The organism is Pseudobacteroides sp. (assembly GCF_036567765.1).
GTDB lineage: Bacteria > Bacillota > Clostridia > Acetivibrionales > DSM-2933 > Pseudobacteroides.
In genome coordinates, this window is sequence record NZ_DATCTU010000060.1 from 57,133 (window position 1) to 78,306 (window position 21,174).

The 21,174-nt window shown below is 37.4% G+C and carries 18 protein-coding genes; 11 read left to right on the forward strand and 7 right to left on the reverse strand.

Annotated elements, in window-relative coordinates:
• Positions 1-196: 196 nt before the first annotated feature.
• A complete protein-coding gene (locus tag VIO64_RS09360; protein ID WP_331917455.1) occupies positions 197-1,444 on the reverse strand; it encodes a methyl-accepting chemotaxis protein in 1,248 nt (415 codons plus the stop codon).
• Between the two features lie 259 nt (positions 1,445-1,703).
• Between VIO64_RS09360 and VIO64_RS09365 the strand changes: the two genes are divergently transcribed.
• From VIO64_RS09365 to VIO64_RS09380, 4 genes are all read left to right on the forward strand, one after another.
• Complete coding sequence (locus VIO64_RS09365; RefSeq protein ID WP_331917457.1) at positions 1,704-2,945, forward strand: MFS transporter; 1,242 nt, start codon at positions 1,704-1,706, stop codon at positions 2,943-2,945.
• A 130-nt stretch (positions 2,946-3,075) separates the two neighbouring features.
• Entirely contained in the window at positions 3,076-4,530 is a 1,455-nt protein-coding gene (locus tag VIO64_RS09370) for an NAD(P)/FAD-dependent oxidoreductase (protein ID WP_331917459.1), read from the forward strand.
• A gap of 17 nt (positions 4,531-4,547) precedes the next feature.
• Positions 4,548-5,789, forward strand: a complete 1,242-nt coding sequence (locus tag VIO64_RS09375) for an NAD(P)/FAD-dependent oxidoreductase (protein WP_331917461.1) — start codon at positions 4,548-4,550, stop codon at positions 5,787-5,789.
• A complete protein-coding gene (locus VIO64_RS09380; RefSeq protein ID WP_331917463.1) occupies positions 5,779-6,147 on the forward strand; it encodes a DUF1667 domain-containing protein in 369 nt (122 codons plus the stop codon). Before VIO64_RS09375 ends, VIO64_RS09380 begins: the two co-directional genes overlap by 11 nt.
• Positions 6,148-6,205: 58 nt before the next feature.
• Here the strand turns inward: VIO64_RS09380 and VIO64_RS09385 are convergent, their stop codons facing one another.
• The 4 genes from VIO64_RS09385 to VIO64_RS09400 form a co-directional block, all read right to left on the reverse strand.
• The gene (locus VIO64_RS09385; RefSeq protein ID WP_331917465.1) at positions 6,206-11,398 is read right to left on the reverse strand and encodes a protein kinase domain-containing protein; all 5,193 of its coding nucleotides are present in this window, start codon (positions 11,396-11,398) and stop codon (positions 6,206-6,208) included.
• A 213-nt stretch (positions 11,399-11,611) separates the two neighbouring features.
• Positions 11,612-12,199 (reverse strand): dipicolinate synthase subunit B, encoded by a 588-nt coding sequence (locus tag VIO64_RS09390; protein ID WP_331917467.1) that lies wholly within the window; start codon positions 12,197-12,199, stop codon positions 11,612-11,614.
• Positions 12,200-12,323: 124 nt separating this feature from the next.
• On the reverse strand, positions 12,324-13,739 hold the full coding sequence (locus VIO64_RS09395; protein WP_331917469.1) for a LysM peptidoglycan-binding domain-containing protein: 1,416 nt from the start codon (positions 13,737-13,739) through the stop codon (positions 12,324-12,326).
• A gap of 81 nt (positions 13,740-13,820) precedes the next feature.
• Positions 13,821-15,170 carry a B12-binding domain-containing radical SAM protein gene (locus tag VIO64_RS09400; protein ID WP_331917471.1) on the reverse strand — a complete coding sequence of 450 codons (1,350 nt, stop codon included), beginning with the start codon at positions 15,168-15,170 and terminating at the stop codon, positions 13,821-13,823.
• A gap of 160 nt (positions 15,171-15,330) precedes the next feature.
• Here VIO64_RS09400 and VIO64_RS09405 point away from each other — a divergent pair, with 160 nt between their 5' ends.
• A complete protein-coding gene (locus tag VIO64_RS09405) occupies positions 15,331-15,714 on the forward strand; it encodes a hypothetical protein (protein WP_331917473.1) in 384 nt (127 codons plus the stop codon).
• 98 nt (positions 15,715-15,812) lie between these two features.
• On the opposite strand, the gene VIO64_RS09410 is transcribed toward VIO64_RS09405, so the two are convergent.
• Positions 15,813-16,034 (reverse strand): hypothetical protein, encoded by a 222-nt coding sequence (locus VIO64_RS09410; protein ID WP_331917475.1) that lies wholly within the window; start codon positions 16,032-16,034, stop codon positions 15,813-15,815.
• A 228-nt stretch (positions 16,035-16,262) separates the two neighbouring features.
• Here VIO64_RS09410 and VIO64_RS09415 point away from each other — a divergent pair, with 228 nt between their 5' ends.
• From VIO64_RS09415 to tlp, 5 genes are all read left to right on the forward strand, one after another.
• A complete protein-coding gene (locus VIO64_RS09415; RefSeq protein ID WP_331917477.1) occupies positions 16,263-16,889 on the forward strand; it encodes a TetR/AcrR family transcriptional regulator in 627 nt (208 codons plus the stop codon).
• A 14-nt stretch (positions 16,890-16,903) separates the two neighbouring features.
• On the forward strand, positions 16,904-17,785 hold the full coding sequence (locus VIO64_RS09420) for an ABC transporter ATP-binding protein (protein WP_331917479.1): 882 nt from the start codon (positions 16,904-16,906) through the stop codon (positions 17,783-17,785).
• A gap of 3 nt (positions 17,786-17,788) precedes the next feature.
• Positions 17,789-18,586: an ABC transporter permease subunit gene (locus tag VIO64_RS09425; protein ID WP_331917515.1), complete on the forward strand. Its 798-nt coding sequence runs from the start codon at positions 17,789-17,791 to the stop codon at positions 18,584-18,586.
• A gap of 40 nt (positions 18,587-18,626) precedes the next feature.
• Positions 18,627-19,424, forward strand: coding sequence for an ABC transporter permease subunit (locus VIO64_RS09430; RefSeq protein ID WP_331917481.1), 798 nt, complete (start codon positions 18,627-18,629; stop codon positions 19,422-19,424).
• A 103-nt stretch (positions 19,425-19,527) separates the two neighbouring features.
• Positions 19,528-19,761 (forward strand): small acid-soluble spore protein Tlp, encoded by a 234-nt coding sequence (gene tlp, locus VIO64_RS09435; RefSeq protein WP_331917483.1) that lies wholly within the window; start codon positions 19,528-19,530, stop codon positions 19,759-19,761.
• A gap of 78 nt (positions 19,762-19,839) precedes the next feature.
• On the opposite strand, the gene VIO64_RS09440 is transcribed toward tlp, so the two are convergent.
• Positions 19,840-20,445 carry an FMN-dependent NADH-azoreductase gene (locus VIO64_RS09440; RefSeq protein WP_331917485.1) on the reverse strand — a complete coding sequence of 202 codons (606 nt, stop codon included), beginning with the start codon at positions 20,443-20,445 and terminating at the stop codon, positions 19,840-19,842.
• Between the two features lie 240 nt (positions 20,446-20,685).
• Here VIO64_RS09440 and VIO64_RS09445 point away from each other — a divergent pair, with 240 nt between their 5' ends.
• On the forward strand, positions 20,686-21,144 hold the full coding sequence (locus tag VIO64_RS09445) for a hypothetical protein (RefSeq protein WP_331917487.1): 459 nt from the start codon (positions 20,686-20,688) through the stop codon (positions 21,142-21,144).
• Positions 21,145-21,174 lie beyond the last annotated feature (30 nt).

Genomic DNA, 21,174 nt, shown 5'->3' on the forward strand with positions numbered 1-21,174 from the left:
CTGTCTAGAAGATATTATATAATAGATGATGAATAAATTACATCGGTTACATAAATTTTTTTATATACAAAATCGCTGGCGATTTTGCAACCTTGGTGTTGTCATGAGAAGTTGTGGTGTTGAATACACCATAATTTCCTAGACATTAAAAAAAGGCCCTATACAGCGGTTATGCTGCACAGGGCCCGAAAGCTTTTTATACTTTATATTTTTCCAGCTTGTTGTCAAGCTCTTGTACCAGAGCAACCAGATGGTGTGATGAGGAATTCATTTCATCTATGAATTTTAATTGACTTTCAATGGAGGTTGTTACGTCTTTGCTTGATGATGCGGTTTGTACAGATACTTCCGAAATGTGTTCGATTGCTTTTATGACATCATTTTTGTCATTCTGCATTTTTTGTATGGATTCATTGACCTGCTGAATTTTATTGACAACCAAGTTTATTGCATTGGCAATATCGTTAAATGCACTGTCGGTTTTATTTACAGCGAGATTTTGTTCCTGGGAGACCTTTTTCATCGCTTCCATGGATATTATTGCATGCCGTGTTTCTTCCTGAATGCTTTGCACAAGTGTGTTTATTTCTTCGGTGGATTTTCTGCTTTGGTCTGCAAGTTTCCTTACTTCCTCTGCTACTACAGCAAATCCTTTTCCGGCTTCACCGGCTCTTGCGGCTTCAATGGCAGCATTTAAGGCCAACAGATTGGTCTGCTCGGCAATGCTTTCGATAGACTCAACAAACAAGCCGATGTCCTTAGTGGTATCCGTAAGTTTTTCTACAACCAAAAATATTTTTTCCGATGTATCAAAATTTTCCTTGGATTTTTCTCTTAGGACATTTACCGATTGAAGCCCAATATTATTTAAGTTGTTTATTTTATTTGTTTCCGTAGCCACTTCGGAATAGCTTTCAAACACAAAGTTGATTTGTTGGGATAGTTTTTCAACAACACCCACACCTTGCTGGGCTTCTGCTGCCTGATCAGAGGAACTGGCAGCTATTTCATCCGCTGTTTGAGAAATGGCTTTAATAGCTTCCGAAGCATCTATAGCGGTTGAATTGACTTGGGTTGTTGACTTCACTATATTTGAGGAGAGAGTGTGAAAGCTTTTAATAAGCTGATTGGTATCACTTAGTACAGAGTTGAAGAAAGATGCCATTTTGGAGAAATAACCATAGTCGCCAATGTTTATGGGCTCGGAATAATCTCCGTTGGTTATTTTCTCCAATTGTGCATTCATTTGTCTTATTATTCGGTTAAATGTCATGTCGGTAGCTTTTTTAATCAAGAGAGCTATAGCAAGACAGGCACTGGTATTAAAAATAAGCGGTCGGATATTGTAGTTGGATTGTGCAAATGTCAGCAGACCTGTTGCAAGGGCAATTATAACTACCAGTAAGTAGGCTATTCTTAAGGGACTTATAAAAGCACGTTTCATAAATATAAGACCTCCATTTTTAGTTTTAGGAATGAATAAACCAATTAGAGATAGACAAGAGATGTTTTTTAAAAAGTTGTTGAATTACATTTGGAAAATTGTTGTTACCATAATATTAATATAATTCTATAAAACCATGAAAACTCCTTCTTGAATATTCAAAAAATGTTGTAAATATATTTATTTGGTATTGACAAAATCTTTTGGGTATACTTTTATTAAGTAGTAACTTCAATTTTGCAATATTACGGGAGGAAACATGAAAGAAGAGAATGTTATGGAAAATAAACGACTTATAGGTTGGGAGAGGAGAACAGCTATATTTTTATCCAGCCAGACCTTCTCCTTGTTCGGGTCTTCATTAGTGCAGTTTGCTATAATATGGTACATAGCTAAAACCACCAACTCAGGAATTATGGTCACCATCTCAACAATATGCTCGTTTTTACCTCAGCTGTTTATATCGCTGTTCGCAGGAGTTTGGGCCGACAGATATAATCGAAGGATGTTAATTGTATTGTCAGACGGGATGATCGCAATTTCTACCTTAATTTTAGCTGTTGTATTTTTTATGGGCTATAAAGGAATGGTGCTTATTTTCTTAATTTCGGCAATCCGTTCTTTGGGGACAGGAATACAAACCCCTGCCGTTAGTGCATTTATTCCTCAAATAGTTCCTGAAGAAAAATTAATGAGAATAAATGGTATCAACAGTACCATCCAATCATTAGTGTTTCTTGTATCACCTGCTGCCAGCGGTGCTATTCTTTCTACCAGCACTTTTGAATCCATTTTGTTTATAGATGTTATTACAGCGGCTGTTGGAATAACCCTATTACTGGCACTTAAAGTTCCTGCTCACAAAAGGGCATCGGATAAACCTGATACCGATTACTTCCATGATCTCAAAGAAGGGCTCAGGTATTCCTTTAGAAATACGTTTATTAAAAATTTGCTTTTATTCTATTCTATATTTATGTTTTTGATTGTGCCTGCTGCATTTCTTAATGTTTTAATGGTTACCAGAGTATTCGGAAATGAGTATTGGCAGCTTACCGCCAATGAAATGGCCTTTTTTGCAGGTTCCATTGTTGGAGGAATTGCTATTGCATCATGGGGAGGCTTTAAGAACCGTATTGTTACATTAGTTTTCGGCTGCTGTATCTTCGGTGTTTTAACAGTGGCTATCGGTTTTGTAAAAATCTTTTATGTTTATCTGGGAATCATGGTTCTTACAGGCATAACCATGCCGATGTTTAATTCTCCGAGCATGGTCTTATTGCAGGAGAAGGTTGATATCGATATGCAGGGAAGAGTATTCAGCCTTATACAGATTGTTTCATCGGGAATTATGCCATTGGGTATGCTCGTTTTTGGACCGCTGGCTGATGTGGTCAGGATAGAGATGCTTATGATAATATCAGGAGTACTGATTGTTATCTTAAGTATCATCATGTTCTTAAATAAAAATTTTATCAAAGAAGGTATTAAAGCTCAGTAATATTATAAACAGAATGAATGCTTAATTATTGCTGCGATTACAGTTGCTTTCATGGTATAATCTTTTATATTAAAAGTGATAACTTATAAAAATTAGATTTCAATAATACATAGGAAATGGGTAAGATTTCATGGAAAACTATTTTGATATAGTCATTGTGGGGGCAGGAGCGGTAGGCTGTGCAATAGCCAGGGAGCTCTCGAAGTACAAGCTCCAGATCGCAGTGCTGGAGAAGGAAAGTGATGTTGCAGCGGGAACAAGCGGCAGAAACAGTGCTGTTGTTCATGCGGGCTTTAACAACAAGGTAGGGAGCCTTATGGCCAAGCTTTGCGTAGAAGGGAACCTGGGATTTGAAAAAGTATGCAGAGAACTGGATATACCCTATAAAAAAACAGGAAAGCTTGTGGTTGCATTTGATGAGGGTGATATAAAAGGCATAGAAAGGCTAATGGATGCAGGCAAAAAGAACGGCACTCCCGGGCTTTCATATATTAGCGGTGAAGAAGTCAAAAGACTTGAGCCTCATGTGGGAGGCATTGGGGCAATGCTGTCCTCAAACACGGCGATAACAAATCCATTTATATATACTGTGGCATTGGCTGAAAATGCTTGTGCAAACGGTGTAAAGTTCTATTTTAATACTGAGGTCAGGGGTATAACCAAGAGGGAAAACAGATTCCGTATCAGAGCGGGGGGACGGTATTACCATAGCAGGTATGTTATAAATGCGGCAGGTCTGTACTCCGATAAAGTTTCTTCTTTGGCAGGGGATAAAAGCTATAAAATCTATCCTTGCAGAGGCCAGTATTATATCCTGGACAAGAGGACAAGCAAGTATCTCAGTATGCCTGTATATCCTGTGCCAAGGCCTGGAATCGGGGGTCTTGGCGTTCATCTTACTCCAACCATTGAAGGTAATATACTAATAGGACCAAGTGCCGAATACATAAAAACTAAATGCGATTATGGTGTTACCAAGGATGTAATGAACCAGCTCTTTAAAGAGGCAAAGGAACTGCTTCCACCTATCAGTATTAGAGATACCATAAGGAATTATTCAGGCATCCGATCCAAGCTGGTAGGGCCTAAAGTTGGTGGATTCGGTGATTTTGTCATTGAAGAATCAATTATTGTACCGGGGCTTATTCAATTGATTGGTATTGAGTCGCCCGGTCTTACGTCTTCTATTCCCATTTCAGGGATGGTAAGAGATATCATAGGCAGCAAGGAAGATCTTATACCAAAACCGGAATTTATAAGCGAAAGAAGAGGAATAGTTGAGTTCAGGCAGTTAGATGCGGCGGAAAAAGACAGGCTGGTCAGGGAGTGCCCTGAATACGGAGAAATAGTATGCAGATGTGAGCATATTACAAAAAAGGAAATTATGGATGCCATAGAAAATCCTCTGGGTGTGAAGACGCTGGCTGGTATTAAGTATAGGGCAAGGGCCATGATGGGAAGGTGTCAGGGAGGATATTGCCTGACCAGGATTGTTGAGATACTTACGAGGGAATATGGTGTTCCTGTGGAAGAGATAATGCTAAGAGGCAATGAGTCCAAGCTGTTTACAGGGAGAGTCAAATAAAGGGGTTAGAGTATAAAATGTATATAAATAAAGATGTGGTTATCATTGGGGCCGGACCGGCTGGCTTGGCCGCTGCGGTGGAACTTGTAAGAAACGGGATTAAAGACATCATTGTAATAGATCGGGAACCCTTTGCAGGAGGGATTCTCAACCAGTGCATACATGACGGATTTGGTGTAATAAAGTTTAAAGAGGTTCTGACAGGCCCTGAGTATGCTCAGCGGTACATAGATGAAGCAAATAAATTGGGCATTGAAATTATGACAAGCTCTATGGTAATAAGTATGAGCGGTGATAAAGAAATAACTGTACTTAATTCTGAAGGGCTTGCCACCTATAAGGCAAAAGCTGTAATTCTCGCCATGGGATGCAGGGAGAGGACAAGAGGAGCTCTAGGCATCCCGGGCACAAGGCCGGCCGGAATTTTCACAGCCGGAGTGGCTCAGAATCTTGTTAATCTCAAAAACATTATGATCGGTAAGCGGGTGGTTATTTTAGGCTCTGGAGACATCGGACTTATTATGGCTAGAAGGCTTACACTAGAAGGTGTGAAGGTCATTGCAGTAGTGGAAAAAATGCCATATTCAAATGGGCTTGCAAGAAACATCACCCAGTGCCTTGAGGATTATGATATTCCTCTTTTGTTAAGCCACACTGTTATCAATATTGAAGGAAAAGAACGACTTAAAAGCGTTACAATCGCAAGGGTTGATGAAAAGGGTGAGGCAATAAAGGGCACATCCAGAAAGTTTGACTGTGATACACTGATTCTTTCTGTAGGTCTCATTCCTGAAAATGAGTTGTCTTTAGGTGCTGGTATAGATTTAGATGGAGTCACCCAGGGAGCGATAGTGGATGAAAATCTGCAAACCAGTATTGAAGGAGTCTTTGCGTGTGGAAATGTGCTGCAGGTCCATGATCTTGTTGACCATGTATCCAATGAAGCTGAAAAAGCAGCAAGGTCGGTAATCTGCCATCTTAGGAGCAAATGCGGACAGCAGGGCAAAATAGCAGTTAAAGCCGGGCTGGGAATAAGATATGTTATTCCTCATACTGTCTCAGGAGAGAAGGATGTTACATTCTCAATGAGGGTAGACAGACCTTGGGCGGATCGGAAACTATACTTTAAAAGCTGCGGCAAAATAATAAAATCTATCAGGTATAGAAGAATGAACCCTTCCGAGATGGTAGTAGTAAACATAAAGGCTTCAGAGCTGGAGGGTGCTCATGGACTGGAGGTGTTTGTAGATGAAGATTAATAAGGAAATGACCTGTATAATTTGCCCTAATGGTTGTAGGCTTGAAGTTATTTACAACGATTCTCTTGTTGTAAAAAATGCCCTGTGCCCAAAGGGTGAAGAATATGCCCAAAGTGAGCTCTTAAACCCTATAAGAAATCTTACTTCAACAGTCAAGGTTAATAGAGGTCTGCTGCCGCTTGTAAGCGTACGCAGCAGTAAGCCGGTACCTAAAGGAAAAATGTTTGAGATTATCAGGATTCTTAAGGATGTAGAATTAGAAGCACCCGTTGATTTTCACCAAACAATATATAAGGATATACTTGGTACTGGTGCGGACATCATAACCACCCGTGGGGTTAGAAGAGCAGATAGATAAAGGTCTGCTACCGATAATCCTTCGGTGCCAGACCTTTAAGCTCACTAAATCCAATCTATCAAGTTACCTCTTCGATACTGACATATCTTTCATCAATGTCCGATCCATCTGTTAGGTCAAGAATATATCTTTTGAGTTCCTCCCCGGTATAACTGCCGGATTGCTGAGGGCTAATATGTATTGCTCTGTTCCTTCCCGATTTTTTTGCCTTATACATGGCAAAGTCACATATGTTTATATTCTGCTCCAAGGTTAAAAGATCCGGTAAGCCAGGTTCAAACGGCAAATGAGTGCATCCTATTGAGCATGTTTTATATATTATTTTATTGTCTGATATTTCTATAGGTGTATTTCTCATAAGATCCAAAACCTTTTTGGAAAATACCTTTAAATATTCGACTTTTGATTTGTTTAGTATGATGAGGAATTCCTCTCCGCCCCATCTTATGATATAATCATCATCCCTAAGGATGCTTTTTAGAGCCTTTGCAATTTTAACAAGAACAGCATCTCCGGCGGAATGTCCATATACGTCGTTAACACTCTTGAAAAAGTCAATATCAATTAAAAACACGCCTATAACATTATTTTCTACACTAAGATCTCTCTTTTGTCTGTTAAAGAATAATGCTGTTTTAGCCTTAATGAAATTGTCGGACAAATCAGATATAAATTCGTATAGATATCTTCTATTGTATAGCTTGGTCAATGGGTCATGAAGTGACAGATCTTTAAGTTCGTTATTTGCTGTTTCCAACTGGAACGTTCTCTCCCTGACCTTTTCTTCAAGACTTTCATAGAGTTGTGCATTTTCAATCGAAATTGCAATCTGTGATAAAATAATTTTTAAGGTCTCTACCCTGTTAAGTGTAAAGATATTTTCCATCAGGTTATTTTCCAAATAAACAACACCTGATAGGTTATCCTTGAATACGATAGGCATACAGAGCACCGACTTGATGTTTCTCATCCCAATATATTCATTGTTTTGAAAATTGAGGTTGTTTTTTGCATCATCTATAACAACGTTTTCTCTGGTTCTGACAACATATTGTACTATCTGAGGGCAAAAATCATTGCACATATCAAGAGGAATGGATTTTAGAACATCAATCTCTTCTGAGCCCATATTTTTTTGTGCCTCAACATACAGACTGCCGTTTGAGCCCTTCTTTAAAATCAGGCATCCCAATTGTGCACCTGTACTTTCAATAATAGTACGCATAAGTACTTTAAGAAGTTTATCTATCTTTATTTCACTTGCTATTGCCTGTGTAGTTTTCAGTATATACCCAAGGTCCAAGGACATTACTTCGGTGAATTTAGAGGAAGTAGCTTGTCCTCTTGACCCGGATGATTCAATTTCCAGGTTCCTGTTATCCGAGAAAAAGCGTCTGTACTTGTCTTCTATTATTTTTACTTTAGAAGCTGCACCCCAAAGTTTATAGAAATAATAGGCTTCCTTTATATACACTTTAGCTATTAGTTCTTCATCCCTGCCAATCCAGAACTCTCCTATCAGTTCGTTTATTATAGCCCGCATATGTGTGAATTCACCTGAAGCAATGGAGTTGAGGGCTGTTTTATACAAGCCTGTAATCTTCTCTTGCGGTTCATTCTGGATTTTTGCCAATTCTGCAGATACTAAATAGTATTTATGAGAAAAGTTTGAAGGACAATTATCTGACCATATCATTAATTTCTCCATGTTTTTGGTAATGCTTTCGATTATTTCACCCTTCTCGTTTTCATCAGCCTTATCATACATTTTTGCAAGCAATAAAGACTGGAACATACAGTGGTCAGGGATAGGAAAAAATCCCGTTCCACCCTGCAAATACGGATCTGTGAAGAAGTTCCACCTTTTGGCTGCTTCCAGGTTTCCCAGTATATAATTTACCATTAAATTACACTGACCGAATGTACATAAAATAAACAGGTTGTTGCTGTTATAAAGGTCAGCTAGTAATGATTCTTCGCTTTTAAAATCATATGCTGATTGAAGCTGATTTATAGTATGGATAAAGACTTCCACCAAGGGGACAAGCAGTGATACTTTGGTCTCCTTAAGGAGCTTTATGGCATTATTGGCTTCAGATTTACAATTATCCAGGTTTGTTCCTACATAAAGATTACGGTGAACCTTATGGGAACAGGAATAAGACGCATGTTCAATATCACCTGTTTCCAATCCTCTTTTAACCGACAGATCATAGTAGTCAAGGCTTTCGGAATAATGAGCTCTCCAATGGGAAATAAATGCGGCAAATATAAAATAGCATCCTGCTTCTAAGGACCTTGCCTTGTATTTTTCCAAAAGGGCGAAGGCAACCTGATTTAATTTATAAGCCATTTCGAAATTACCCAGGATTGAACCTAATATTATTCCGCACTCTGTATAACTCTTTGTTGATACTTCGGTGGTCCCGTAAGTCAAAGCCATATCAAACATCGTCAGCTGTATTAAAAAGTTTAGGGGCGGATAGCTCTGGAACGCGGCAGGCTGTACTTGGAAAAGCAGGTTCATCATCATTATTTTATTTTCATCCGTCATCTTGGGAAGGTTAATCAAATCCTCTATCTGGTATTTACCTAAATATGCTGCTATTTTACCTATACTTTCGCCGAATTTTTGGTCAATTTGACTAATATCCTGAGGAAGGTCAAAATCCAATAGCTTAAGTGCCTTTCTTATTTCATCTATTACTATTTCTCTTTTTTCTCCGCCAAGGTCAAGGATTTTTGCCTTAAGGGCATATACACGGGCTTTCTCAATAATATTTGTTGCTGTATCAAGCAAATAGGTGCACAATTCAAATGCTTCTTCAACTTTTCCGCCTAAAAAGCTTGTCTCGGTCAACTCATAAGATAAGGCAAAGAGCTTTCCAGGGTATTGTTTCCATTCTTCTGATGACAGTAGAGTTTTTCCGGTAATAAAATAATTAGCTGCAATATCATATGCTGAATTGGCTTTTGCTTTGATACCAGCTGTATAATTGAGGTTTGCCAGTCCAATTCGTTCATCCTGATTTTCAATCAAATCTTTGGCAATGTTCATATGGTTGATCATTTCGAAAATGTTGCTCTCAATATTATTTTCATCCTTATACGCATCAAACAGGATAGTTCCTATTTTCCGATGTATCATGACTCTTTCATTCTCAGAAATTAAAGAATAAGCAGATTGGCAGATTCTATCATGGCTGAAACGAAATTTTATTTCTATATTAGATTTTACAAATTCTTCCTTTGGCATATGGAGCAATTTATATTTATTGTTTGCAGGAACAATAAAGTCTTTTTTGATCGCTATCCATAGAGCATCTGAGATATTTTCAAGTTCGTTGCTTATTAAGTAGAGGGTCTTAAGATCAAAACAGTTACCAAGGCAGGAAGCTGTCTTAATGACTTCCAATGAATCTTTAGGAAGCTCATTTAATGTTTCGATGAGAAAATCAACCACATTATTGCTTATTTGAAATTTCTCTGCTTCATCTAAATTCCAGTTCCACTGCAATTTATCTTCGTTAAACTTTAATATGCTTTTTTGATACAGCGATATTAACAGTTGGCTGACAAAGAACGGATTACCTTTGGTTTTGCGATGTATATAGCTGCTTAACTGTGAAGTGTCGCTATTGCTTCGGTTTAATGTATCAGATACCATTTGGTTTACTGCATTTTCATCCAAGGGCTGTAAAACTAAATGATTCAGAAAATTAGTGCCCCCTATAGCATTCTTTACCTCATTTAACATTTGAACCAAAGGATGTCCTTCCCCAACCTCATTGTCTCTGAAAGCTCCAACGATAAGGAGGTTGTGAACTTCTTGTGAAGCAAGAATATATTTCAAAAAATCCATGGTTGAGAAATCGCTCCACTGAAGATCATCCAAAAAAAGTACAAGGGGATGATTTTTTTGGGCAAAGACTTTTATAAAATCACGGAAAATCATCTGAAATCTGTTTTTTTCTTCTATAGGGTTAAGTAGGGGTATGTCAGGCTGTTCTCCGATAATTTGCTTTAATTCAGGAATGAGATCAACCATTATCTTACCGTTTGAACCTAATGCTTCAGTCAATCGATATTTCAAGAGCTCAATGTTTTTATACTCTGAAACGAGATTCTTTATCAAGCCTTTAAATGCTGATATTATTGCACTATATGGATTATTGCGTTCTAATTGGCTGAACTTGCCGGATATAAAGTATCCGCCTTTATCTATAATAGCTTTGTGCATTTCCATAACAACTGAGGTTTTTCCAATGCCTGAATAGCCGGATATTAACAGTAATTTTATTTCGTTGGTGTACAAGCCTTCGAAGGATTTTTTAAGGGTTTTAAGCTCAAATTCTCTTCCATATAGTTTTTGTGGTATCTGGAATCTATCGGAAATGTCTTTCTGTCCAATTTGAAATTCTATAATTCTGTCTCTGTACTTAAGGTTCTCCAGACAATACATTAAATCATGCTTTAATCCCAGGATGTTTTGATACCTATCCTCAGCGTTTTTAGCCATCAATTTCATAATAATGTCTGAAACAGCCGGTGGAACTTCGGTATTAACTAATTTAGGCTCCATTGGAATTTTTGCTATATGACTGTATACTACCTCAGAATCATCACCTGTAAAAGGCAATTGACCTGTAAAAATTTCATAAAGCATTACACCAAGAGAGTAAAAATCTGATCTGTAATCAACTATTCTATTTACTTTTCCCGTCTGTTCAGGGGAAATATATGGTATGGTGCCCTCCAAGGTGGACAAGTTTTGGGGTTTCTCCATCGAAAGCCCAGTAGAGATACCGAAATCAATAATCCTAAGATCATTGTTCTCTATATTAAATATAATATTGGAGGGGGTTATGTCTTTATGGATTATATTGTGTTTATGGATTTGCATTATTGCTTCAGTTATATTAATGGCAAGCCTGAGCTTTTCCGTGAGACTCATTTTATTTGCTTTTAATATGTCGGCTAACGATTTACCCTTCACGTCTTCCATTATTATAGCCAAGCCATTATTATAGATATCTATATTATAAACTTTAATTACTCTGTCTCCACTTATTTTGTTTATAATTTCATATTCTCTTCTGAAACTGGCTAACTCTTCAGATGTAGGATATTCATTATTCATAACCTTAATAATGACCATACTATTGTCTGATTTGCACAATCCCCTATAAACCGTTGAATTGATGCTTTTAAAAATCTTTTCTTTGACCTCATAGCCAGGCAGATTGATCATATTATTATTCCTCCATTAAATCGCGTACAGACTGTGACATATATTTCGGTAAATTGTGTATTTCGCTTTATAATAAATAATAATGAGGTGTTAAGAATAGCTAATTTTGAGTTGTAGATGGATGGAGAAGCAAATGACAAAAATTGGAGTATGATAATAATTAGTCAAGATTATTATCATACTCCAATTAACAAAGACAAGTATGTATATTGGTTAATACTTTTCAAGGACCGGCTGCAACTGAGCATTCTTCAGAGCCTCAATCACTGCAGGTACTGTTAATTTAAATTTAGCTACTAATGAATTGGGCTTATCTATCGGATTATCCTGGCCAAACGGAATAAAAAATGTATTTTTTGTACTGAGTAATATACCTATACTTTTTGCACTTATTCCCAGTCCATCATTAGTTGCGACGCCAATTACAACAGGCTTATTATTTCTATAAAGCTCTTTTGCCATCATTAAAACAGATGTATCTGTTGCACCATCAGCCAGCTTTGATAAGCTGCACCCTGTACAAGGTGATATAACCAGCAGATCCATTGGTGTTTGATTTTTATTATATATTTCTGCTTCAACTATTGTTTGTATTACGGTATTTCCGGTAATATTATTCATTCTGGCTAAAAAGTCTGCTGCTTTTCCGTAACGTGAGTCGGTAACAGAAACCTGGCTGGACACAATGGGTATCACATCCGCACCCTCGTTAACCAGTCGCTCTAATTGCGGAAAAGACTGATCAAAAACACAGTATGCTCCAGTAAATGCATAGCCTATTTTTTTACCCTTTAATAGCATGACAATCCCTCTCTTGTTGAATAGTATTTATTATATTTACGTTCTTATTAAAGTGTATATGCATATTATTGAGCTGTTATGAAGTAGACGGGTCAGGAGCTTGGCCAATAGTCAAAGCACTCTTTCATGCAGGAGACCACTCAAGGGTGTAAAGATTGGTGTTGTATAACATATTTAGAGGTGCAGGCTTTGTTGTGTCAATGCTCCACATCTGTTTATAGGGAGTGTCAAAATCTCCACAGCCCGATAAATATGCAATTTTTCTACTGTCAGGGGACCAAGTGACAGGCGTGGAGAAACAATCGGAAACAGCAAGGGTAGAATCCCCTTCTCCTTTTGGGCCTGTTACTCGGATCAATGAATAATATTTACCGTTTGAGTAGTGAGTAGCACTATAGGCTATCCTGGTTGAATCTGGAGACCATACAGGGTTATAGTTCTTCCCTTCAAGCCATCCAGGTATATCATAGGTCTTTCCCGAGGTGAGTTCAATCGTATAAATCATCGATATGCTTGCACCTGGCCATGTGTATAATACGAGCCTGCCATCAGGGGATAGGCGTACATTGCTAATAGAATTAGATTCCATATTGGTAATCTGTTTTTCGTTGCTTCCATCTAAAGTACTTGTGAAAATCTGCCTAATCCCGGATGAATCTTCACGTACATATAGTAATTCCTTGCCATTAGGCATAAATTGGGGGTATGATGACCCGGAACGTTTAATGGAACTAAATTTAAATGAGATTATATCATATATTCTGATTTCTTCTCCTGTTGAATAAACCAGCTTGTTACCTGAAGAGTTCCAGTCCATAGACGGGATTGGGTCTGATGTTTGGTCAATTTTTTGAATAGATTCTGTAACCACGTTGAAAACAGAAATGATTCCTTTGTTGTCTGCGTATGCAATCCTGGTAGAATCAGGTGACCAAAATATATTTATAAATGAGGGCTTATCAATTGTTTGACTGGTAAATACATTTGTTCTTCCGGTATCAGGGTTATAAAGCCCGAAGAAAAATGAAGACACATCGTCAAAAGAAGTTATGTAAGCAATTTTACCGGGACCTCCAGGGGGTGGATATGGAATGTACAATTGCATCCCAGGTATGATATTTTGGGTAATGCCTGGATTTGACTGGATTATATAATCAGGCCGCGGCTGTCCTTTAAATGTAACGTTATATCTTCTTGCAATTCCGAAAAGGGTATCACCCGGTTTAACGACATAATACGGAACTCCAGAAGGAATCGTAAGAATTTGATTGGGTGTTATAATATAGGGAGGTTTAATCCCGTTGGCATTAATAATGGCATTAGCAGAAATTCTGTACTTCTGAGATATTGAGAATATTGAATCACCGGGCTGTACAGAATAAGTATTTATACCTGGCGGCATGGACAATTGCTGGCCGGGATATATTGTATACGGGGGTGTAAGGTTATTAGAAGCTGTTAGTGAGTTCAAAGGTATCTCCCACCGCCTGGAGATTGAAATGAGAGTATCACCGGACTGAACTGTATAAAAGAGTTGCATGGGTTCCCTCCTATAAAACGGCAATATGAGTTATCTTATAATTATATGTTTCGAATTTATGAGAGGTGAAGGTTGAATGAGCTAATCAAGTGTATATTCCAAAACCTTTCTTGCCTGCTGGAAAAGCTGATGCTTAACAACATAATTCCATACAGGCTCGAATTTTTTCCAGGCACCTGCATAGGTTAAATGCTTCAATTGCATTTTCAGTTTTTCATGCTGCCTTGATCCCGAAATAATATTAGTCCACCTGTAAAATTCCTTGTAGGCGTTGTTGTAACCTCTTTCCATTTGTTCCTTGGACAAATTAGGGTGTTTGAAAACAAGGTGCCTGGTATCGTAATCATTCCAATTGCTGCTGAGTACTCTATTCTGTGAGATCATTTGAGAATGGAGTTTTGTGCCCGGATAGGGTGTAAGTATATGAAAGGTTGCAGTTGTTATCCCGCTTTCTATGGCCCATTGGGTTGTATTGTGAAAGACATCGTTGGTATCGTCGTCAAGACCGAAAATAAAGCTGCCGTTAATCATAATGCCAAGTTCATCAAGCTTTTTAATGGCAGATATATAATCCTGATTTAAATTGGAGTGCTTATTAGCCAGGGCCAGATTTTTTTTGTTTATGCTTTCAAAGCCAATAAATGCACTCCTTATGCCTGCCTCATAAGCCTGGTTTATCAAATCGTCTTCAAGAATGGAATTAACGGTTATTGCACCCTGAAATAATCTGCCCATACCTCCCATTTCTCTGAATAAATCACGGCATAGCCTTTTATCGGCAAACAAATTATCATCAAGAAAGTACAGGTGCTTTCCTTTTAAGCTTTCGATTTCCTGTAATATCCTTTCGATTTTGTATGCATAGAAGGATTTGCCGCCTTTATAAAATGAACTTACATAACAAAAGGAGCACTTATTGGGGCAGCCTCTAGAGAAAACCATAGAATTTGGAACAAGATACTTCTCTCTCTTTAGTAAATCCCTTCGCGGAAGTGGTAAGTCATCCAGGTTTACCGGGGCGGAATTATAAAATTCTTTTACTTTGCTGCTTCTGAAATCCGATAGGAAATGGGGAAAAGAATTTTCGCCCATTCCTGATATCACAGTATCCGCATGCTGCTTCGCTTCATGGGGCAGTGATGTTGCATGCAGCCCGCCTAATACAACAAAGCTGCCTTTTTGCCTGTATATATCAGATATTTCGTATGCCCTGTAGGCATTGGTAATGTACGTTTCTATACAAACCAAATCAGGCTCATCGTCAAAATTAATATCTTCCACATGCTCGTCTACAATTTCTATTTCATCATCATTTGAGCACAGGGAAGCTAAAGTGGCAAGACCTAACGGCGGGAAGAGAGAATACTTAATTGGTCTCCAATATGGACTTTTTGCTTCCTGCAAGGCGGGCAGGATAAATTTTATTTTCATACAAAGCCTCCAAAGTTCTAGCAATTTTAATTACATGTTATAATGGATTATATCAAAAGTCAATAAATATTTATTGATAATCAATAAATAAATAGTGGGATTTCCATTTGTTTTTCCAGTCTACAAAATTAATTTTCGGGTAAAATAAAATGAAAGGTGTTTGATCCTAAAAACTCAATCGGTTAAGTTGCGAGGAGGGATTCTTATCCATATAATAGGTAAATTTCTTGAACCGAGCCAGGTTGGAGGTTTGGTTGATACCCTGAAAAACAGCGGTATTCAGAGAAGAGACATGATAATTAGTGCTTACGATGAAGAAAAATTTGAAGATATGAGAGAAAATGCTGAAAATCCTACACCTGTAGTAATGTCTGATCAGGATGATGTGGGTGAGCTTAAAGCTTTTGCGGAAAATGTCCAAAAGTTGGATGAGGAAGATGGAATAGTTGTATCTGTTAAGGTGGCAAAAAAGAAGGCACAGGAAGTTAAGCAAGTTATGGAGCAATCAGGAGCGTTTGAGATCATTGTGGATGACAATAAATAACAAAGTCCCCAAGTAGATTTATCACTTTCTGTATAGATATAAGTAGCTGAACACAAAGCAGGTTGCCGGGAATGGCAACCTGCTTTGTATTACATTTTTTACTTTTTATTGGTGTGCTCCCACGAGCCTTCCTTATTGCATATCATTTCAGAGCCATCATCGTTTGTCATTTTTGAGCCTTCAGCATGTCTCATGTGGTTATAGATACATGATGGAACTTCCGATGCTCTTCCGATCGGCTTGTCAGATACAGCATCAACATGATTTGGTTGCTTTATAATATTAATAGAAACCTTGTCACCTTTTTGATGATTTTTCATAGTTTCATCCCTTTCCCGTATTAAAAGTATATTTATAAATTAAACACTTTTAATATATATTAAATATGTACAATTATTTAAAAATTGATTCAGTTTTTGATTTGGTTGCTATGAGGAAACAATATCCAATAAAAAATTTTGTGTCATACATATTGACCAGATTGGTCAAAAGGCGTTATACTATAATTGACCGATGTGGTCAATGTGTACAGGGAAGTGGGTAAATACATGTACTCAAGGTTTTTGATCCTCGAACAGGAAAAGAGGGATAGGATAATTAATGCGGCCATTATGGAGTTTGCAAAAAAAGGTTATGAAGATGCTTCTACAAATGAGATCGTGAAGAGTGCCGGGATATCAAAGGGCCTGTTATTTCATTATTTTAAGAACAAGAAGAGCCTGTTCCTCTTTATGTATGACTACTCTATTGAGGTTTTGTCCAAGGAGCTTTACAGTAAAATGCATTTGGATGAAAGTGATATCTTCAAAAGTTTGAGGCAAATATTCATACTAAAATATGACGTGTTAAAAAAATACCCTGGAATGTATGATTTTCTTGTATCTGCCATCAATGAGAAATCAAATGAAATAAAAAATGAGATTGGCAATAGGTATGAGGAGCTTTATAAAGGCGGTATGAAAATGCTTTTTGAAAGCTTTGATTTTTCAAAATTTAAAGATGATGCTGATGCAATAAAATCCATAAAAGTTATAAGGTGGTCATTGGAAGGCCTCATAAAGGACCTTGGATATGATACCACCACACTATATTCTACTACTAAAGATCAATTTGATAAAATACTCGCTGAAGTAGACTCGTATATGGAATTGCTCAGAAAGTGCTTCTATAAGTGAAGGAGGGTATAATCATGAACGCTATAGAAATCAGAAACCTTACAAAAAATTATGGTAAATCAAGAGGAATCATTGATGTTAGTATTAATGTAGAGGAAGGCCAGGTATTCGGGTTTATCGGGCCCAACGGGGCGGGTAAATCCACAACAATAAGAACTTTGCTTGGTTTGATACATCCTACAAATGGTACTGCAACTATTTTCGGTAAAAGCTGCATAGAAAACCCTGAAGTAAGAAAAGACATAGGATATCTACCGTCAGAGGTGTTTTATTATGACAAGATGAGGGTTATTGATCTTCTTAAATATTCCGCCAGTTTCTATCATAAGGATTGTACCAAAAGAATTAATGAATTGGCAGAAATAATGCATTTGGATCTCAAAAAGAGGATAGATGACCTATCCTTTGGCAATAAGAAAAAAGTAGGAATAGTCCAAGGGCTGCTCCATGAGCCAAAGCTCATTATACTGGATGAGCCTACCAGTGGTCTGGACCCTCTTATGCAACAGAGGTTTTTTGACCTATTGGCCCTTGAAAACAAAAAGGGTGCAACTATATTTTTCTCATCACACATCCTAAGCGAGGTGCAGAAGATTTGTGACCTTGTAGCCTTTATCAAGGATGGAAAAATAATAAAGCTTGAGAAGATGAGTATTTTACAGGAGAGTACCTACAAGAAAATAAAAGTTGAGGCAAAATCCGATATAGATAAGGACTACTTCAAAATTATCGGTGTAAATAATCTTGAAGTGAAAGGCAATACAGCCAACTTTATATTTAAAGGAAACATCAATCCTATTATGAAAAAAATATCCGATATGGACATAGCAAATGTCTGGGTTGATGATCCTGACCTTGAAGAAATCTTCATGCATTATTATGCAAAGGAGGATTAGATGATGAATATGTTTTTCCATGAGCTTAGGGCTAATAGAAAAAATACCGGTATATGGGCAGGAAGCATTACAGCGTTAATTGTCTTCTATATGTCAATGTTCCCTTTGATATCAAAAGATGCATCCACATTTCAGAAGTTGTTGGAGAATTATCCTGAACCTTTGCGTAAGGCATTTGGAGCCTCAATTAGCAGCATAGGAACCATATTAGGCTTTTACTCCTTCATATTTGTATTAGTATTGTTGATTGGAGCAATCCAAGCTATGAATCTGGGCACTTCAATTTTGTCAAAGGAGTCCCGTGAAAGAACTGCAGACTTTCTTTTAACCAAGCCGGTTTCCAGAACCAGGATTATGACATCCAAGCTAATGGCGGCATTTATACTGATTATGGCTACCAATATTATATGTTATATCGCAGCGGTGATTATGGCAAACGTTGTAAAGACCCAAGATTACAATGAACTGGTATTCTTTATGATAAACGCTACGTTATTTTTTGTGCAGATTATTTTCTTCGTATTGGGTATTATAATATCGGTTTTTTTCCAGAGATTGAGATCGGTCCTTCCCATTTCTCTCGGTGCCGTGTTTGGGTTTTTCTTTATAGGTATGTTCATCGCCACAGATAAGGATGATGCAGCACGCTTTATTACACCCTTTAAGTACTTTGACACAGGCTATATAATTAATAATTCCAGCTATGAGGCTTCATATTTGATTGCTGCAGCTAGTTTTATAATAGTAGCAGTAGCTGCAAGTTATATCATATATTCAAAAAAGGATATCCACGCGGTGTAGTTATACTTCGTTTGTACCGCTTTAGAGGAGGAATGGTTTTATGAATATATTTTTTAGAGAAATTAAGGCCAACAGGAAATCACTGATAATATGGTGCCTATCCGTTGTAATGATGGTATTTATGGGGATGGTTAAATTTAAAAGCTATCAAACAAGCGGCCAATCAATTAACGATCTTTTAGGCAGCATGCCAAGTTCGCTTAAGGCAATACTTGGATTTGGCTCCTTTGATATGTCAAAGGCAAGTGGATATTATGGCATGCTTTTCCTATACCTGCAGCTTATGGCTGCTATACATGCTGTTATGCTTGGAGCTGGGATTTTAGCAAAGGAAGAGAGGGACAAAACAACAGAGTTTCTTATGACAAAGCCTGTCTCAAGGTATACCATCATAACATCAAAGCTTCTTGCAGCATTTTTTAATGTGGTTATTCTTAATATTATCACCCTTGTTTCTTCTATTGCCAGTATGCGTTCTTACAGTAACGGTGAAGCGGTTTCTGGGGACATAACAAAACTGATGTTGGGTATGTTTGTTACGCAGGTTCTTTTTATGTCAATTGGTGCGGGTATTGCAGCAATAAATAGAAATTCCAAAGTATCAGCGTATCTGGCTGCAGCAGTGCTTATGATCACATTTGTTTTAGCTAGGATAATTGATGTCAATGACAGACTTGAAAGCTTCAAATACATTACTCCCTTTAAATATTTTGAGGCAGAAAATTTGCTTCTTGGAAATGGATTTGAACCTGTTTTTGTGATTATTTCCATTATATTGATTTCTGTAATGTCAGCAGTAACTTATATATTCTATAACAAAAGAGACTTAAGCATCTAAAGTGGGAACGTTCTTTTTTGATCGTGCCTAAATAAATAATATTTTAATGGACATAATAATCAAGAAAACACTTTTTAAATACTTTTAAGGGAGTGATTTTATTATGAAAAACAAGCCAAAACCGGATGATAGAAGAGACAATGTAGAGAGAATTCAGAAAAATATAAATATGACCATTCACAATATGGAACTTGCCGATGAAATGATTCATAATACAGACGATGAAAAAATGAAGGAAGTGCTGATGGAGAAGAATGATAGAAGAAGAGATGCACTTAATGGGATGAGAAAAGAAATCAGAGATGAAGCAATTGACAGGGAAAACGGATATAAGTAATGATTAAAGAATTACTAACTAAATAACGCTACAAGAGCAGGATTGCACGGCTAAAGCAATTCCTGCTCTTTTATCCTCTTAGAAATCTTTTGCAAATTCTTGTGCTTTTGCGATTGTGTTACCAACAATAGCCTCAACATCCTGTCCTACTATATCCAAGTCTTCTGCAGATATTGTAGTAAAGTCTGTAATCCCAAAGAAGCCCAATATTGTTCTTAGGTATCTATCACCCATCTCATACATATTAAAAGGTTCAGAACTATAATCTCCTCCCCTAGAAACTATATTCACAGCTTTTTTCCCTTGTAATAATCCAACTGCACCTTTTTCTGTATACTTAAAAGTTATGCCAGTAACAGTAATATAGTCTATATATGCCTTAAGTATAGCAGGAATACTTAGATTCCATAGTGGTTCTGCGATAATATATTTATCTGATTCAGCGAATTGATAAGCATATTTTAAAATAGGATGCTTCCTACTTTCCTCAGTCTTAGGGCCAAAGACCGTGTTAATATCACTTTCTGTCAAAAATTTGATGTTTTCCTTATAAAGGTCAAGGGTTGTAATTTCATCATTAGGGTGGCTCTTCTTATAAACTTCCATAAATTTATCGGAAATTTTAAAAGTTCTTGATAATCCTTCTGGTTTTGCATTTGCTTTAATGTATAGAACCTTGCTCATATCATCTTCTCCTTTGGTAACTATAATAACTCTCGCTATGGACTTCTAGATAATTATACTTTTCCCTTTTCTAAATAATTTATTAATTGCATTTATGTATTATTTGTAAAGTTACACATGAGTCTGGGAAATTGGGGTGTATTCCACCTTTTCATAATATATATGGCAACTGCTTATGTAACCAACTGCTTTATATAGCATAAAATATATTATGAAAACCTATATTTAAGGAGATTCAAAATGTACGAATATTATAACAGTTTGGAAAGGCAGCCTGAGGATGATCAGCAGATAATGCCTCCATTCGGGCAGCCTTTTGGACAACAATTTGCTCCGCCATTTGGTCAACCATTTGGACAGCCATTTAGACCGCCCTTTGGACAGGGACAGCAGTTCGTTCCTCCGTTTGGTCAGCCGCCTGGGCAAGGTCATCAATCAGGACCCCCGACAGGGCGTCCGCCTTCATTTGTACCACAACAGCAGCAAGCTCCGGGAGTTGGGGTTTTTGCTATTGATCCTGGTGCCATAAGGCGGTGTACTTTTAGATACGTCTATATATGGCTCAACACAGGTGAGAGCTTCTGGGCATGGCTTGTATTCGTAGGCAGAAGGTCTGCTGCCGGCTGGAGATGGACTGGATTCCGCTGGATATACTTTGGTGTTGACCTTAGAAATATTGAAAGCTTTGTATGTTATTGATGGTGTAGAATAAACCACAAGGGCTACTGC

Coding starts and splice junctions, on each gene's coding strand:
- tlp (WP_331917483.1), top strand. CDS start 19,528: ATGAAAAACAAGCCAAAACCGGATGATAGAAGAGACAATGTAGAGAGA.
- VIO64_RS09420 (WP_331917479.1), top strand. CDS start 16,904: ATGAACGCTATAGAAATCAGAAACCTTACAAAAAATTATGGTAAATCA.
- VIO64_RS09425 (WP_331917515.1), top strand. CDS start 17,789: ATGAATATGTTTTTCCATGAGCTTAGGGCTAATAGAAAAAATACCGGT.
- VIO64_RS09445 (WP_331917487.1), top strand. CDS start 20,686: ATGTACGAATATTATAACAGTTTGGAAAGGCAGCCTGAGGATGATCAG.
- VIO64_RS09385 (WP_331917465.1), bottom strand. CDS start 11,398: ATGATCAATCTGCCTGGCTATGAGGTCAAAGAAAAGATTTTTAAAAGC.
- VIO64_RS09365 (WP_331917457.1), top strand. CDS start 1,704: ATGAAAGAAGAGAATGTTATGGAAAATAAACGACTTATAGGTTGGGAG.
- VIO64_RS09390 (WP_331917467.1), bottom strand. CDS start 12,199: ATGCTATTAAAGGGTAAAAAAATAGGCTATGCATTTACTGGAGCATAC.
- VIO64_RS09400 (WP_331917471.1), bottom strand. CDS start 15,170: ATGAAAATAAAATTTATCCTGCCCGCCTTGCAGGAAGCAAAAAGTCCA.
- VIO64_RS09395 (WP_331917469.1), bottom strand. CDS start 13,739: ATGCAACTCTTTTATACAGTTCAGTCCGGTGATACTCTCATTTCAATC.
- VIO64_RS09440 (WP_331917485.1), bottom strand. CDS start 20,445: ATGAGCAAGGTTCTATACATTAAAGCAAATGCAAAACCAGAAGGATTA.
- VIO64_RS09380 (WP_331917463.1), top strand. CDS start 5,779: ATGAAGATTAATAAGGAAATGACCTGTATAATTTGCCCTAATGGTTGT.
- VIO64_RS09375 (WP_331917461.1), top strand. CDS start 4,548: ATGTATATAAATAAAGATGTGGTTATCATTGGGGCCGGACCGGCTGGC.
- VIO64_RS09415 (WP_331917477.1), top strand. CDS start 16,263: ATGTACTCAAGGTTTTTGATCCTCGAACAGGAAAAGAGGGATAGGATA.
- VIO64_RS09410 (WP_331917475.1), bottom strand. CDS start 16,034: ATGAAAAATCATCAAAAAGGTGACAAGGTTTCTATTAATATTATAAAG.
- VIO64_RS09430 (WP_331917481.1), top strand. CDS start 18,627: ATGAATATATTTTTTAGAGAAATTAAGGCCAACAGGAAATCACTGATA.
- VIO64_RS09360 (WP_331917455.1), bottom strand. CDS start 1,444: ATGAAACGTGCTTTTATAAGTCCCTTAAGAATAGCCTACTTACTGGTA.
- VIO64_RS09370 (WP_331917459.1), top strand. CDS start 3,076: ATGGAAAACTATTTTGATATAGTCATTGTGGGGGCAGGAGCGGTAGGC.